Origin of the sequence: Tabrizicola caldifontis (assembly GCF_004762095.1) — a bacterium.
Taxonomy (GTDB): Bacteria; Pseudomonadota; Alphaproteobacteria; order Rhodobacterales; family Rhodobacteraceae; genus Tabrizicola; species Tabrizicola caldifontis.
The window spans coordinates 17,160-30,788 of the sequence record NZ_SIJH01000023.1 but is presented as its reverse complement, the minus strand read 5'-3'; the positions used below and the strand labels follow the sequence as shown (position 1 = coordinate 30,788).

Genomic DNA, 13,629 nt, shown 5'->3' with positions numbered 1-13,629 from the left:
CGCCAGCCTCCTGCTCCCGCAGGATCGCGATGATCTGCTCCTCGGTGAACTTCGATCTCTTCATGTCCGGTCCTCTCCTTGGGCCGGACTCTAGCATCAAGTGGACGAGTTATCGGGGGTCACAGCACCGGGCATCCCACGCCCAGGCATGCGCACGGGCGATGTCGACCATCGGACCACCGTACAGCGCCGAAACCGGGTTCCGTACCGGATCAGACCAGTACGAAGTGACCGCAAGAAAGTACTGCATCTGAATCAGATCGTCTCGCCGCCCGCTCGACCAGGCCGGCAAGCCGGACTCCGACGATTTGTCGTCCACAAACTTGTTGGGCTGGTTGGTCCCCCTGTCGACCGCAGGCGCTCCGAACTCGGTAAAGCGGAAGGGCTTGGAGCCAGGCACCCATGCCGTGGGGCTGGTCTGCCGGACACCTCCGATCCGTTCGTGATGCAGGTTCGACCACCAGGACCGCAGATCCTTGTAGCGGAAGACCCATGGCTCGTCATGGTCACCGTCAGTGATCGGCAACCGCCGCTGGGCAAGGGCACCTTCCGGGCTGTCGTAATACCAATCGAAACCTTCGCCACCCTCGATGTTTGCCCGCAGATAGTCGAGGTTGTAGATTGACCCCCAACCTGCATCCGCATGGTCTTCGCCATCCCGCCAGTCAGACAGCGGCATGTAATTGTCGATGCCGATAAAATCCACGTTCGGATCAGCCCACAGCGGATCGAGATTGAAGTAGAGGTTCCCGTCCGCCCGGTGTCCAAAGTATTCCGACCAGTCCGCCGCGTAGCTGATCTTGGTTTCAGGCCCAAGAATCTGGCGCACGTCCTGCGCCAGTTGCCGCAGGGCATCGACCGCAGGGAAACTGTCGCCTGCACCGCGAATCTGCGTCAGCGACCGCATCTCAGAGCCGATGCAGAAGGCATCGACCCCTCCGGCAACGGCGCAAAGCCGGGCATAATGAAGGATGAACCTGCGATATCCCCAGTCCTCAGGGCCGGAATATGCGACCGTGTCCCCGACCGCAGTGAAATGCTCCGGCCGGGCGGCTCCGAAGAAGCGTGCCACTTCGGCTTCAGCCGCTGCGGTGCGGTCCGGAGAACCGGCGCGGCCTGGTGCGATAGAAAGAGTAATGCGGCCGCGCCAGGGAAGCTTCGGTTGCGATCCTGCACCAGTCCAGGGATCAGGCAGAGCATTGCCCTCCACCTGGTCCATCAGGATGAAGGGATAGAACATCACCTCCTTGCCGCAACCCCGGACAGCTCGGATCGCTTCGATCACCGATGCATCAGCAGGTGTCCCGCCATAGATCGATGAATCCTCCACCCTTGGCACCTCCTGGGCGGCGCTGCGCCCGATGCCGCCTGCCCGCCAGGGCATGCCCACGCCGTCGCGCGCCTTCTGTTCGACCTTCGGCCGCAGCTCGCACGATCCACAGCGCAGATCATTGCCGAACCAGGAAACGACCAGCGACACCGAACCGACGGCTGGCATTTCCTCACCAAGCTGCCTCAGGCTTGTCGCAAAATCCGTAAGGCCCGAAGCAGAATGCATGTTCGCCGTGCGGTTCCGGCCAGGTCCATCAGCGTAATGGACAGGCGTTGTCGCCAACCCGTATTCGCCGGTGCCCGGAATCATCGCGACCGCCCGGATGGCACCGGCCAGGGTCGACCCCGGTTCCACTCCCGGACCCTGCGCCGAACGGACCACCTCGAAACTGAACTGTGGAACGCGATTGCCGTAAGAACCGAGGTCCAGATCCTCGATCAGGACATAGGCGACACCGCGATAGGCAGGTGCTCGTCCGGCACCCTCGACTGCTTCAATCTTCGGATCCGGGAGCTGCGTTTCGCTGCCGCTGTAGAGCCGCAGATTCAAATCGCGCGGCGAAATTTCGTTGCCATCGGCCCAGATGCGCCCGACGCGCAGGATTTCGCCCTCGCACAGCGCGATCGCCAGGCTAACGGAGTGGCTGTATTCGTTGACCCTGGGTTTCGGCGCCCCCTTTCCCGATCGGCGACGGCGCACGGTTTCGGTGAATTCGGTCGCCCAGATGACCTGGCCGGCAATCCGCATGCGTCCCCAGACCTGGCCTATGGGGGCACCTTCACTAGCGCCGGTAAGCCGCAGGCGGTCGATCCGCCCCACGTCCACGGGTTCCGAACCTGATCCCATAAGCCGCTGGTCGATCACCCGGCCCAGCGTCGCGCCGATGGTTCGGCCGATCACGGCACCGGACAGCCCGAGGATCGTACCCCCGAATCCGGCGCCGATGGCCGCTCCGGCCGCAGACAGAAGTAGCGTGGCCATTCATTCGGCTCCTTCAGGAAAGCAGAAGCGCGCCGCGATCCGGCGCTGCCATGGAAGGGAAAGCGGGCTCTCGACCACGCCGTGTCCGGCATAGGCGTGAACGAAGGCAGCACTGGCACCGATCACGGACTGAATGCCAAGATGCTTGGCGATGCCCCCTTCGCGCATCCGGAACAAAAGCACATCGCCAACCGCAATCTCTTCCAACGGCTTGCGCCGCAGCCAGCGCGCTGCGGCCTCCATCAGGACCTCCTGTCTGGAAGGCTCGGCCCAGTCGTCGCTGTAAGCCGGCATCGGCTCGGGCTCCTCGCCGACGATCTGACGCCAGACCCCGCGAAGCAGTCCGAGACAATCCGTCCCGGCGCCACGAACCGAAGCCTGATGCAGATATGGCGTTCCGATCCAGTCCCGGGCCACCTCGACAACGCGTTCGGGCCGCGTCATGACCCGGAACCACTGGAAAGCGTGGAAGGCAACCGGGCTGCCAGCGACTTCCCGGTATTCGGACGACCGGGCACCGGATACGAAGCCAGCCAATCCTCGCCAGGAACATGGGGAAAGCCACGGAAGTTCAGGAAGTTGGCGAACTTGGCCCGGCAGGTTTCAGCATGCTTGTTGCACCCTGCCCCGATCCTGACCAGATCCCCCGCCGCAAGGCCAGCTCCGATCGCCTGCCACAGCTCAATCCTGCGACCGGCCCCAATGGCACGGTCTTTCTTAACCACCCCGATCAAGCCCGTCGCCGCGCCGCTCACAACTTCGACCCGGCCATGCTCGAACCAACGGTCCTCAAAGGCTTCGAACCTTTCAAAGGAAAGGACCCGGCCCTCTTCCACCGTCTCGACCGGAAGCTGCACCGAATAGCCCGGCGTCGCCAAGTCGAATCGGCAGCGACCGTCACCCAGAACCGCGGAACATGACGGCTGATAGGCAAGCCCCTGCGGCTGGTTCAGGGCTTCGCTCAGGCCGCGCAGTTCGGCCCGAAAGGCGCCGCCCGACCGCTGGATTTCCCCGAACGAGCCCCGAAACTGCTCGACCCAGTCCTCCGGCTTCGCCCAGTTGACCAGAAAGGATCGCACAACTGCCCCGTCGAACCGCCCCGACAGCAGATCGGCCTCGCTGATAGCCGCGTCACTCAGGGCACCAACCACTTCCGAGTTGTCCACCGACAGGCCTGTCGTCTGTTGTACAGCCCTCGCCGTCAGCCCGGTGTCCGCCCGGCACAGCACGCCGTCCACGAAAAGATCACGGTCATGGTCGGTAAATCCCAAGACCACGCCATCCCGGCGCGTAACCGTCCAGACCCGGCAGACAGTCGTGGCACCCGTTGCAAGATGTGCACGCAATTGATCGGTGCTCATAGCCGGATCTCCAAGATGGGAACGCTCGGAACGTCACCCGCCTGAAACGAGGCCACCGAGACCTGGATCGCATCGCTGTCAAAACGTACCGGCACGTCGAATTCGAAGCCTGCCGTTACCCGCACCCCCGCATCTGGCGCGATCTCGAAGGCGACTTCGCCGGTCTCGGCATTCACCACGAACTCCAGCTCCTCGATCTTCGGATCCCCGGCCAGCGCCACCTGCACGGTGCCCGCCACCGGCTTGCGGATCGGCCGCGCATATTCCTGCAGCCCCGAACGATAGGTCTTCTGCAACTGGAACACGGTCGTCACCCCGTCGCCGATGCCGATCAGCTGGTCCAGAGGACCCGGCGTTCCGCTGGGCTGGCAGGACTTGTAGTCCGACCAGTCCTTCCAGCGAAAGCCATGCAACTGACCGGCCCTCGCCTCGAAGAAGGCGATCAGGGTCTCGATGTCGTCCAGCGACCGCAGGCCCAACCCGGCGTCATAGCGCCGGCGCGAATGCGCCCAAGGCGTGTTGCGTTCCTCGAAGCCATTGGTCAGGGTGACGATTTCCGTCCGCCGTTCCGGGCCCCCGATCGAGCCGAAGCTCAGGTTGGCCGGAAAGCGTATCTCGTGAAAGGCCATGTTCGTTCTCACCGGTTGCGTTGGCCGCGGGCCAGGGCGCGGCTGACCTGGGCGGCAATCTGGCTCTGGCTACGCTGAAAGCCCTGGACGTCCGGCGTGGAGATGTTCATCACCACGTTCACGCTGCGCCCGCCCCCGGCCTTCACCCCCAGCCGACCGTCAGGTCCCCTTGCCAGGGGCATGATTGCCTCCGGCCCCGCCTCGCCCATCAACCCGGTTCCTCCCCGCATCGGAAAGCTGGTCGGCGCCGATATGACGCCACCCTTGGCGAAGGGCAGCACACGGCCCTGCGAGAAGGCGCCGCCATCGGCAAACGGCATTCCCGCGCCCATGACTGACGAAACCCCTTGGGCAAGAAGGCCCCCCACCGCATCGGTGATCGGCTTCATGGCGATCGCATAGACCGTATCCACGATAGTCTTCGCCACCGACTTGAGCGCGTCCTGCAATTTCGTGCCATCAAGGACCAGCCCGTCGAACGCTTTCCTCAGCCCCCCGATGATTCCGTTCGACAAGGTGTTCACCTCTCGGCTGGCAAAGATCATCGTCTCGCGCATCCGGGCGAGTTCGCTGTCGAACGCCGTCACCATCGACACCGACGACCCAAGCTGCGCCTCAAGCGCCTGGAGCTGCTCCTGCATCGTTCCGATATCCGGCATTGCAATCTTCCTTTGCTGCATCGGGAAACGCGGCGACCAGTTCCGCCAACCGCGCGCGTGTCAGAGGCGGAACCAGTCCCTCCCGCCCCAGCATGATCCGCAACTCTACCGGCGTCAGACGCCAGAAAACCGCTGGCTCCAGCCGCAGGCCGTGCAGGCCCGCCTGCATCAGCCCGCGCCAGTCGATTCCGCGCGCGCGGGCAGTCATGGATCTTCCGGCAGGGCAAAGGCCCGCGCCAGCAGTTCCGCCGCCGTCCGCGCTGCCCCGACCGGCCCGCCGCCGATCTCGATCTGCAGAAGGTCGGCCGCCGTGCCCTGCCAGCCACCGCCCCGCAGCCCTGCCACGATCAGCGCCAGCACATCGCGGGTAGAAAAGCTCCGCTCCTCGAACCGCCGAACCAGATCCAGAAGCGAACCCGCCTCCAGCGCTGCCTCCAGCTCGGCCAAGGCACCCAGCGTCAGCTTTGCCACATGGCGCTGACCGTCCAGCCAGATCGCCACCTCGCCTGTCCAGGGGTTCGCCATGTCAAAGCGCCGTGAAGGTCAGGGCACCTGCCGAGGCCATCGCCATCTCGTAGCTCGCCTCGTCATTGTGGCTGCCCGCATACTCGATCGAGGTGATCTGGAACGGCCCCTCGATCACACCGAAACTCGGGATCACCACCTGGAAATCCGGGATCTCACCGTTGAAGAACACCTGCCGGGCACGTTCGTCCGTCGCCTCGTCCCGGAACACACCCGATCCCGAAATCTGCGCCGACTTGACCCCAGCCCCAGCGAGCAGCTCGCGCCAGCCGCCCTGGCTTTCCAGACTGGTGACATCCACCGATTCCGCATTGAAGCTGATCCGCGTGGCCCTCAGCCCGGCGATGGTGACGAACTGGCCATCACCCGTCTGGTCTATCTTGATCAGCAGATCCTTGCCGCTTTGCACCGCCATGTTCGCTCTCCGTCAGTTGGTTTCAGGGGGCGTCAGAGTTGAACTCGTGCCCGGAAGGCCAAGTCGATCCGCCGCGTCTCGCCTTCCTGGATCCGGCGGGCACTGGCCCGCAGGAAGAACAGGCTGACCAGCACGCCACGGCTCAGCGACAACGGGGCGTCGGCCAGCGCGTCCGAAATCTCGGCGGCGATGGCCTTGATCGACAGAAAGCCCGTTGTATCGGTGATCACGCTGATCACCAGCTGATGCTCGGCCCCCGCGCCCGACTTGTCAGACTGGTCGCGCGCCTCCTCCGGCCCGATCAGCACGAAGGTCCCGCTGACGTTGGGCGGCACGGCGTCATGGATCGGGACGCCCGCCAGTGCCGGCCAGCCCGACAGGCGCTGAAACACCGCCGTCTGCAAGGCGGGGGCTGCTCCATAGCTCATCTCTGCACCTCCTCGCGCCCAAAACAGGTCAGATAACGGCCCGACCGGTCCCGCTCGGCCACTGCCTGGATCAGGAATAGCCGCGTTCCCTCGCGGAACCGCTGGCCGGCAATGGGGCGCGACGGCGAACCCGCCGGCGCGGCCCGCACAGTGATCCGGCAAGGCACCGCCGACATCATCCGCTCCTCGCCTGGCAGATCGCCGCCCTGGCCCGGCATGACCTCGGCCCACAAGGTGCCCAGCGCCGTCCAGACCGACGAGAACCCGCCGGCGCCGTCAGGGGTCCGCTCGACTGCTTCAAGGACCAGCAGGCGGTTCAGATGGGGAGCGTTCATGTCCGCCCCCCGCCCAGTATGCGCACTGTCCGCCAGCGCTCGATCAGCGTCACCACCCCGAAGGGCAGTCCCGCGGCCTGGGCCCCGTCGTCGTGGCGATGCTCGTAAAATTCAGCCGCAAGCAGCAGCACCGCCTGTCGCAGATCGACCGGGATATCAGTCCAGGCGGGCCCAAAACCCGCGTTGAAAACCACTTTTGCCACCCCGTCGCGGGGGATGGACGGCAGAAGGGAAGTCCGGCCCGCCAGTCGCGGCCGATGCAGATCCGTTATAAGCCGAAAGGCGGCGGCCGGCACCACTGTCTCGCCACCGGCTGCATCGACCAGCGTCAGGCTCACGATCGCCGACACCGGTGCGACCGGCAACGCTTGGTCGGCTTCGCGCCAGCTCTCCAGCTCCCACAGGAAACGGCGCTGCAACAGGATCTTGCCGATCCGCCCCTCGATTGCCGCCATCGCGGCCCGCAGATAGGTCTCGATCAGCCCGTCCTGCATGGTGCCGTCGGCAAATCCGGACCCCATCCGCAGATGGTCCTTCATCTCTTCCACCGGCAGGGCCGTGGAGGGCACCGGGGTCTCTTCGATCAACATCATGGGTCAATCTCCGCCTGCGGCCGCACCGTCAGGAATTGCAGGGCTCCGGGAAGGCCCGGCCCCCGTTCAGGGACCGGGCCACATCATCACGACGTCGCAACGCGCAGCAGCTTGATCGCCCCATAGTCAGTAATGTCGCCGCCCACGCGCTTGTTGGCGTAGAAAAGGACGTTCGGCTTTGCGCTGAACGGATCACGCAGGATCCTCAGGTCCGGGCGTTCCGCGATGGTATAGGCCGACCGGAAATCGCCGAAGGCGATCGGGAAGGCATTCGCGGCTACATCCGGCATGTCCTCGCAGACCAGCACCGGATAGCCCATCAGCCGCGAAGGTTCACCCGCTGCCAGACCATCCGACCACAGGAAGCGCCCGTCGCCATCCTTCATCTTGCGCACCGCACCTACGGTCTTGGAATTCATCACGAAGGTGCCGTTCGCCCGATATTCCGCACCCAGCGCATAGACCAGGTTCACGATGCAGTCGGCCGGATTGGTGGCGGCAAAGTCCGAGGCCGCACCCGTGGGCACATATCCGATGTTGCCCCAGGTCCACGAAGCATTCGCCACCTTGGTCGGCAGAAGGATGCCCTTGGGCTTGTCCACGCCATCGCCATTGATGAAGGCCGCGGCCTCGGCGCGAATGAAGCGCGTGGCGATCTTTTCGGCGAGCCAGCCTTCGACGTCAAAGGCGCTGTCGTCCAGCAGGCGCTGGCTGGCCTTGGGCATGGCGGCCAGTTCATGAAGCTTGATCGAGATGCGCTCGATGACCGGGGTCGCGGTCTCGGCAGTGGCGGCTGTCTCGGTCGCCCAGCCAGACCCCACTTCGCTGCGGTCCACAATCACGTCGTAGGAACCGGCCTCGACCTGCACGACATTGGCGATGGACCGCAACGACGACGTCGCGAACAGCATCGACCGGATGCGGTCCGCGGTCTGCGGATCGACCAGATAGCCGCCGTCGGCCGCCACGGCGGTGGACATCGCCTTGCCTTCCAGGTTCAGGCCGCGCAGGCCGTCATCGTCGCCGGTGCGCAAATAGGCGTTGAACGCCTTCTGATGCGGGGCCTCGGTTTCCGCACGGGCCGACAGCGCCGGGCGGCCATGGGACATCGTCTTCGCGTTCAGCATGGTCAGTCGCTCTTCCTGATGTTTCAGCTTGGATTTCACGTCGTCCTGAAAGCGGGCGAACTCAGCCAGGAACCCCGCCATAGCCGCCTTCGCCTCTGCGGCCGCCGTCCGGGTCCGGGGCAAACCTTCCCCGGCCCGAGCCTCAATCTCGGTCATCTCTTCATCCTTCTCTTCGGTAGGGACGCCGCGCTATCGCTCGGCCAGACTGCGGCGCGCGTTCTCGAAGACCGCCGCCATGTCGCGCCAGTCGTTGTCCAGGGCGTCTGCCTTGGCCGCGACCCGCGCCTCGGGAAGCATCGGGAAGGTCACCAGCGAGACCTCCCAAAGCTCCAACTCCGACAACAGGCGCCTGCCCTTGCCGTCGCGTTCCGCCTTGACCGTGCGGTAGCCGATCGACAGTCCGTCAATCGCCCCCGCCTGGACCAGCGCCGCCACCTCGCGGCCCTTCCCCACCTCGGTCAGGATGCGTCCTTTGACCCAAAGGCCGGTGGCATCCTCGCGCACCTCGTCCCAGACGCCGATGGGCTGGCCGGGATCATGCTGCCACAACATCTTGACCCGGCCGCCATTGGCCACCAGCCGCTTCAGGCTGGCCGCATAGGCACCCTTCTGCACGATATCGCCGCCCTGGTCGGTCTTGCCGAACAGCGAGGCATAACCTGCCACCACATGCCCTTCGCTGACCGCCAGCCCGTGGTCGGGCCGGTGGAACTTGCGCTCGGGCGCCCCGTAATCCACGTTCATCCCTTCACCTCATCGCTGCCTGGACGACCGTCTCGGCCATCTGTGCCAACAGGAACGCCGCCACGCCGTAGACGCCGACCCAGATCCGTTTCTCCAGCCGCTCCAGCGTCGCCTCGATCAGCCCCAGCCGATATTCCAGCCCCGCCCAGCGCTCGTTCGCCACCCGCTCGTTCGCCTCGATCCGCGCCGCCGCGACATCGAAGCTGTCATAGACGAAGCGGGAGCCGCCCTCGCTCCGCCGCGCCGTCATTCCGCCTCCGCAAGCTTCGGCTGACCCAGGATCCGCCGCTTTTCGGCCTCGGTCAGGAACTCGGCCGCCGCGACCCGGGACCACAGCAGATCACGCTCGCTCGCCAGCGCCGGAACATGGTCGAGGTCGGGCTTCAGCTCCACCGCCTCGCCGGCAAAACCCGAGAGCCAATGCGCCAGATCCGCCAGCACCTTGGTCGCCAGGGGCAGTACCGTCAGCCGGTAGAAGGCGCGGTTTGCTTCTTGATAGTTGGAATAGGTGGCATCGCCGGGAATGCCCAGCAGCATCGGCGGCACGCCGAATGCAATCGCGATCTCGCGCGCGGCGGCTTCCTTGGTCTTCTGGAACTCCATGTCGCTGGGGCTGAACCCCATCGGCTTCCAGTCAAGGCCCCCCTCAAGCAGCATCGGCCGCCCCGCGTTACGCGCGCCCTGATGATGCGCCTCCATCTCCGCCACCAGCCGGTCGTACTGGTCCTGCGAAAGGCTCGCCGCCCCGTCCGCGCCCTTGTAGACGATGGCCCCCGATGGCCGGGCGGCATTGTCCAGCAGCGCCTTCGACCAGCTCGAGGCGCTGTTGTGCACATCCACCGCCACCGCCGCCGCCTGCATCGGCGAAAAGCCGTAATGGTCATCCTGCGGATGGAAGGTCTTCAGATGGCAGATCGGGCTCTCCCCGCCCGTCACGTCATAGCGATGCGTCCGCCCGCTGACCGTGTAGTCATAGGCAACCGGCCAGCCGTCCGCGCCGGGAACCACGCTCATCCGGTCCGACCGCAGTACATGCAACTCGCCCGGCATGCGGCCCGCACCCGGTACCGCCTCGACGTAGGCGTTACCGGACAGAAGCAGATAGCCATAGACTGCCTCCAGAAACTCTGCCCTCCCCTGACCCGCGTTCGGTCGGTCGATCAGGTCCAGGACCGGATGCGCCTCGAACCGCTGTGCGGCACTCTGGCAGATCAGGGGCAGTGCCGCGGCCGACTCGGCAACCAGCCGCACCACGCGATAGCCCACGGGATTCGCCTGGAACCCCGTCCGTGTCAGGCTGGCCGTGTCCCGCGGGCTCCAGGCCACACGGCCCGCATTGCCCCAGGCAATCACCCGGCCCACGGCACTTGCCTTGCGTTCCGGCACAGCCCGTTGCGGCGCCTTCCGCAGAAAATCGAACACCATCTCGCGCTCCTTCATGCCCCGGGCAAGGCCCGGCCGTCCCGGGCTGCCTGATGCGCCCGGCCATATGACCCACCAGAAAAGAAAATCCGCTAAAGTGACCGCACGCTGGGGCGGCCGATGTGCAACGGGTCCAGCATCAGATCGGTCAGCGCCCATACCAGAGCATCCAGCCGGTCAGGGCTGCCCGCCCCCTGCCAGCCCGCCGCAGTCATCCGGCACATCTGATCCTCCAGCGCGCCCAGCCCCCGCGCATGCGCCACCCGGCCCTGTTCGTAAAGCGCCGCCACCGGCTCGGCCCGCAGCATCTTCGACCGCGTCGCATGCACCGCCCGGAACGGCACCAGAGGGTTGATCATCCGCACCAGCCGCTCCACAAGTTCGCCGCCCTGGTTCACTTCGGCCACCAGCCGGTCCGCGCTGTGCCGCTCCATCGCAGCCAGCGCGGCCCAGGCCCAGCCCTCGGGGCTGGCACCCTTGATGCTGGCATCTTCCAGCACTATCGCGCGCCAGTGCCTCGGCTCTCCCCGGGTATCGGCGCCTACGACCACGATCCCGCACTCGTCGCTTGATTTCATAGCGGTTACGGGAGGATCGACCGCCACCACCACCCTGTTGCACAGGGGTGGGCTGGTGTTCCGCGCCGCCTCCAGCATCGGCGTGGTCCACAGTGCGCCCTCCTCGTCCTCAACCAGCAGCCCTTCCAGCTCCTGCCGGCCGATCCGCGTGCCGCCATAGCGCGCCTGCACCTCGGCCAGAAAGCTTTCGGCAAGATAGGCCCGGTTCGCCTCGGTCGGGGCATGTGTGACAACCGTCGAGGGGTTCTTCAGGATCGCCTTCAGCACCGCCACGTTGCGCGGGGTCGTCGTCACCACGGCTTGCGGGTTCTTCCCCAGACGCAACGCAAACTGCAGCTGATCCCAGGCCTCCGCCCCCTTCTTCCACTTGCCCAGCTCGTCCGCCCAGGCGGCATCGAACTGCGGCCCGCGCAAGGCTTCCGGCTCGTGTGCCGAAAAGACCTGCGCTACTGCACCATTCGGCCAGACCAGCCGATTGCGCGAGGCCTGCCACTCCGGCCGTCGATCAGGAGGAGAGCAGGCCAGAATGCCGCTTTCGCCCATCACCATAACCTCGCGCGCCTGATCGACCGTCTCGCCGACCAGCGCCACCCGGCGCGCACGGCCAGCGTCCAGCGGCCCCGCACCTTCCACCTGCGCCCGCACCCATTCGGCGCCAGCACGCGTCTTGCCCGCGCCTCGCCCGCCCATGATGATCCAGGTCTTCCAGGCGCCGCGCGGCGGCAACTGATGCGGCAGCGCCCAGAACTCGAACATCCAGGGCAACGACAACAGCGCGTTCTGGCTCAGGCTCCCCAGAAATTCATCCACCTCCTCCGGCGTCGCGGAGGCAAGCCAGGCGGCGCCCGATCTCAGCTCGGGCCCCGTCGAAATCGAGCACGCCTCCGGCTCCGACCTGGCCGGCGATCTGCTTGCGGAGTTTGTCAACTTTTCCCCTTTCCTCCAGCACCTGCAGCGCCGTCGCGCGAAGATCGCGGATCGCCGTCTGTGCCGATCTGACCTCTGAGAACTCTCCCGCCCGGATCGCTGTGATCGTGCGGTAAAGCTCCATCACCGCTTCCCGGTAGAACCATTCCGTCGCTGCCAGGATGTCCTCTGGCGCCGCGCCGTCCCCCGTCATGACTGCTGTCATCTAGACCCGCCCACTCCTCATGCCCCCCGCACGAGCCAAATGGAAAAGCGGCCGACGGGTGACCCCGGGCCGCTTCGACACTTCTGCTAGCATAGCGCAAGTTCTACATCGGACCGCACGCAAAGTCAAGATTAAAATTCAATATCGTCAATGGCTTGCCGTGCGAACAGTTAATCCTTTCTCAACCTATTCCCCCTGGACCCCGGTCTGGCCTTCCGTGCCCTGCGACGCCTCGATCGCGCGCCAGCGGGCGACGTTGCGGTTGTGTTCATCCAGCGTAGAGGCAAAGGCATGTCCCCCGGTGCCATCGGCAACGAAGAAAAGATAGTCGGTCTGGTCTGGGTTCAGCGCCGCGCGGATCGACTCGCGGCCCGGGTTGGCTATGGGCGTGGGCGGCAATCCGTCTATCACATAGGTGTTCCAGGGCGTCTCGCGGCGCAGTTCGCTCTGGCGCAGGCCCCGGCCCAGCACGCCCTCGCCCTTGGTGATGCCGTAGATCACCGTCGGATCGGTCTGCAACCGCATCCCCCGTGCCAACCGGTTCACGAAGACGCTGGCGACGCGACCGCGCTCGTCCGGCACGCCGGTTTCCTTCTCTATGATGGAAGCCATGATCAACGCCTCTTCGGGCGTGTCATAGGGCAGGTCGGGCGCGCGCTTCTCCCATTCCTCGGCCAGGATCGCCGACTGACGCTGCGTCATCTCGGCAATCAGGGCGTTGCGCTCCGTGCCTCGCACGGCCTCGTAGCCACCGGGGGCCAAGGTGCCCTCTGGCGGAACGGTTTCCAGTGAACCTTGCAGGAAATCCGCTTTCTTCAGCGAATCCACAATCTGCCAGCTGGTCACGCCTTCCGCCACCGTCACCCGGAATACCAGGGCCGGATCATCGGCCACCTCGGCATATTCCTGCGGCACCGGTGTTGCCCCGGCATCGAACCGCACGACCTCGACATAGGTGTTCGTGGACAGGTCCAGTTCCGACAGGATCACGTCCGACCGCGTCACGCCAATACGAAAGTTGAGGTCACGCCCGCAGGTCGATCGCCCGGAAGATGTGATCGCAGCCAGAACCTCCTGCATGCTGGCACCAGCCGGAATCGTGTAGCTGCCGAACTTCAGGTCATCGGCAAGATCGGCATATTCCGCCCCGATGCGGAAGATCCGCGCATCCGTGATCGCCCCGCGCTCGGCCAGGTTGCGGCTGACCGCACTCAGCGAGGCGCCGCGCTCGACCTGCAGGCAGATCGGCTGCGCCAGCGGCCCGGGCTTGATGAACTCGTTCCGCCCCCAGGCCACCAGCGCGGCCAGCGCGACAAGGATCACGATGAACAGGGTCAGCGCATTCGAGGCTACGGATTTCCACATGC

17 protein-coding genes and 1 pseudogene are annotated in these 13,629 nt (G+C 65.5%); all 18 read right to left on the bottom strand.

What is annotated here, in order from left to right; all coding sequences use genetic code 11:
- Positions 1 to 127: 127 nt before the first annotated feature.
- Positions 128 to 2,314: pseudogene (locus EYB42_RS16010) on the bottom strand (baseplate multidomain protein megatron); the annotation flags it as partial.
- A complete protein-coding gene (locus EYB42_RS16005; RefSeq protein ID WP_135451087.1) occupies positions 2,315 to 2,758 on the bottom strand; it encodes a C40 family peptidase in 444 nt (147 codons plus the stop codon).
- A complete protein-coding gene (locus tag EYB42_RS16000) occupies positions 2,755 to 3,675 on the bottom strand; it encodes a DUF2163 domain-containing protein (RefSeq protein WP_135451086.1) in 921 nt (306 codons plus the stop codon). The genes EYB42_RS16005 and EYB42_RS16000 overlap by 4 nt, the downstream gene beginning before the upstream one ends.
- On the bottom strand, positions 3,672 to 4,304 hold the full coding sequence (locus EYB42_RS15995) for a DUF2460 domain-containing protein (protein WP_135451085.1): 633 nt from the start codon (positions 4,302 to 4,304) through the stop codon (positions 3,672 to 3,674). The genes EYB42_RS16000 and EYB42_RS15995 overlap by 4 nt, the downstream gene beginning before the upstream one ends.
- An 8-nt stretch (positions 4,305 to 4,312) precedes the next feature.
- The gene (locus tag EYB42_RS15990) at positions 4,313 to 4,963 is read right to left on the bottom strand and encodes a phage tail tape measure protein (RefSeq protein WP_135451084.1); all 651 of its coding nucleotides are present in this window, start codon (positions 4,961 to 4,963) and stop codon (positions 4,313 to 4,315) included.
- The gene (locus EYB42_RS15985; RefSeq protein WP_135451083.1) at positions 4,920 to 5,171 is read right to left on the bottom strand and encodes a rcc01693 family protein; all 252 of its coding nucleotides are present in this window, start codon (positions 5,169 to 5,171) and stop codon (positions 4,920 to 4,922) included. Before EYB42_RS15985 ends, EYB42_RS15990 begins: the two co-directional genes overlap by 44 nt.
- Positions 5,168 to 5,488: a gene transfer agent family protein gene (locus EYB42_RS15980; protein ID WP_135451082.1), complete on the bottom strand. Its 321-nt coding sequence runs from the start codon at positions 5,486 to 5,488 to the stop codon at positions 5,168 to 5,170. The genes EYB42_RS15985 and EYB42_RS15980 overlap by 4 nt, the downstream gene beginning before the upstream one ends.
- 1 nt (position 5,489) lies before the next feature.
- Positions 5,490 to 5,903 carry a phage major tail protein, TP901-1 family gene (locus tag EYB42_RS15975; protein ID WP_135451081.1) on the bottom strand — a complete coding sequence of 138 codons (414 nt, stop codon included), beginning with the start codon at positions 5,901 to 5,903 and terminating at the stop codon, positions 5,490 to 5,492.
- Positions 5,904 to 5,935: 32 nt separating this feature from the next.
- A complete protein-coding gene (locus EYB42_RS15970) occupies positions 5,936 to 6,331 on the bottom strand; it encodes a DUF3168 domain-containing protein (RefSeq protein WP_135451080.1) in 396 nt (131 codons plus the stop codon).
- On the bottom strand, positions 6,328 to 6,666 hold the full coding sequence (locus EYB42_RS15965) for a head-tail adaptor protein (RefSeq protein WP_135451079.1): 339 nt from the start codon (positions 6,664 to 6,666) through the stop codon (positions 6,328 to 6,330). The genes EYB42_RS15970 and EYB42_RS15965 overlap by 4 nt, the downstream gene beginning before the upstream one ends.
- A complete protein-coding gene (locus EYB42_RS15960) occupies positions 6,663 to 7,259 on the bottom strand; it encodes a head-tail connector protein (RefSeq protein ID WP_135451078.1) in 597 nt (198 codons plus the stop codon). The genes EYB42_RS15965 and EYB42_RS15960 overlap by 4 nt, the downstream gene beginning before the upstream one ends.
- Before the next feature lie 86 nt (positions 7,260 to 7,345).
- Positions 7,346 to 8,542, bottom strand: a complete 1,197-nt coding sequence (locus EYB42_RS15955) for a phage major capsid protein (RefSeq protein ID WP_135451077.1) — start codon at positions 8,540 to 8,542, stop codon at positions 7,346 to 7,348.
- Positions 8,543 to 8,575: 33 nt separating this feature from the next.
- The gene (locus EYB42_RS15950; RefSeq protein WP_135451076.1) at positions 8,576 to 9,130 is read right to left on the bottom strand and encodes an HK97 family phage prohead protease; all 555 of its coding nucleotides are present in this window, start codon (positions 9,128 to 9,130) and stop codon (positions 8,576 to 8,578) included.
- A gap of 4 nt (positions 9,131 to 9,134) precedes the next feature.
- Positions 9,135 to 9,380, bottom strand: coding sequence for a GTA head formation protein, RCAP_rcc01685 family (locus tag EYB42_RS15945; RefSeq protein WP_135451075.1), 246 nt, complete (start codon positions 9,378 to 9,380; stop codon positions 9,135 to 9,137).
- Entirely contained in the window at positions 9,377 to 10,555 is a 1,179-nt protein-coding gene (locus tag EYB42_RS15940) for a phage portal protein (protein WP_135451089.1), read from the bottom strand. Before EYB42_RS15940 ends, EYB42_RS15945 begins: the two co-directional genes overlap by 4 nt.
- An 89-nt stretch (positions 10,556 to 10,644) precedes the next feature.
- The gene (locus EYB42_RS15935) at positions 10,645 to 11,940 is read right to left on the bottom strand and encodes a DNA-packaging protein (RefSeq protein WP_135451074.1); all 1,296 of its coding nucleotides are present in this window, start codon (positions 11,938 to 11,940) and stop codon (positions 10,645 to 10,647) included.
- Positions 11,933 to 12,262 (bottom strand): hypothetical protein, encoded by a 330-nt coding sequence (locus EYB42_RS15930; RefSeq protein ID WP_135451073.1) that lies wholly within the window; start codon positions 12,260 to 12,262, stop codon positions 11,933 to 11,935. Before EYB42_RS15930 ends, EYB42_RS15935 begins: the two co-directional genes overlap by 8 nt.
- Positions 12,263 to 12,448: 186 nt before the next feature.
- Positions 12,449 to 13,627, bottom strand: coding sequence for an endolytic transglycosylase MltG (gene mltG, locus EYB42_RS15925; RefSeq protein ID WP_135451072.1), 1,179 nt, complete (start codon positions 13,625 to 13,627; stop codon positions 12,449 to 12,451).
- Positions 13,628 to 13,629: the final 2 nt, after the last annotated feature.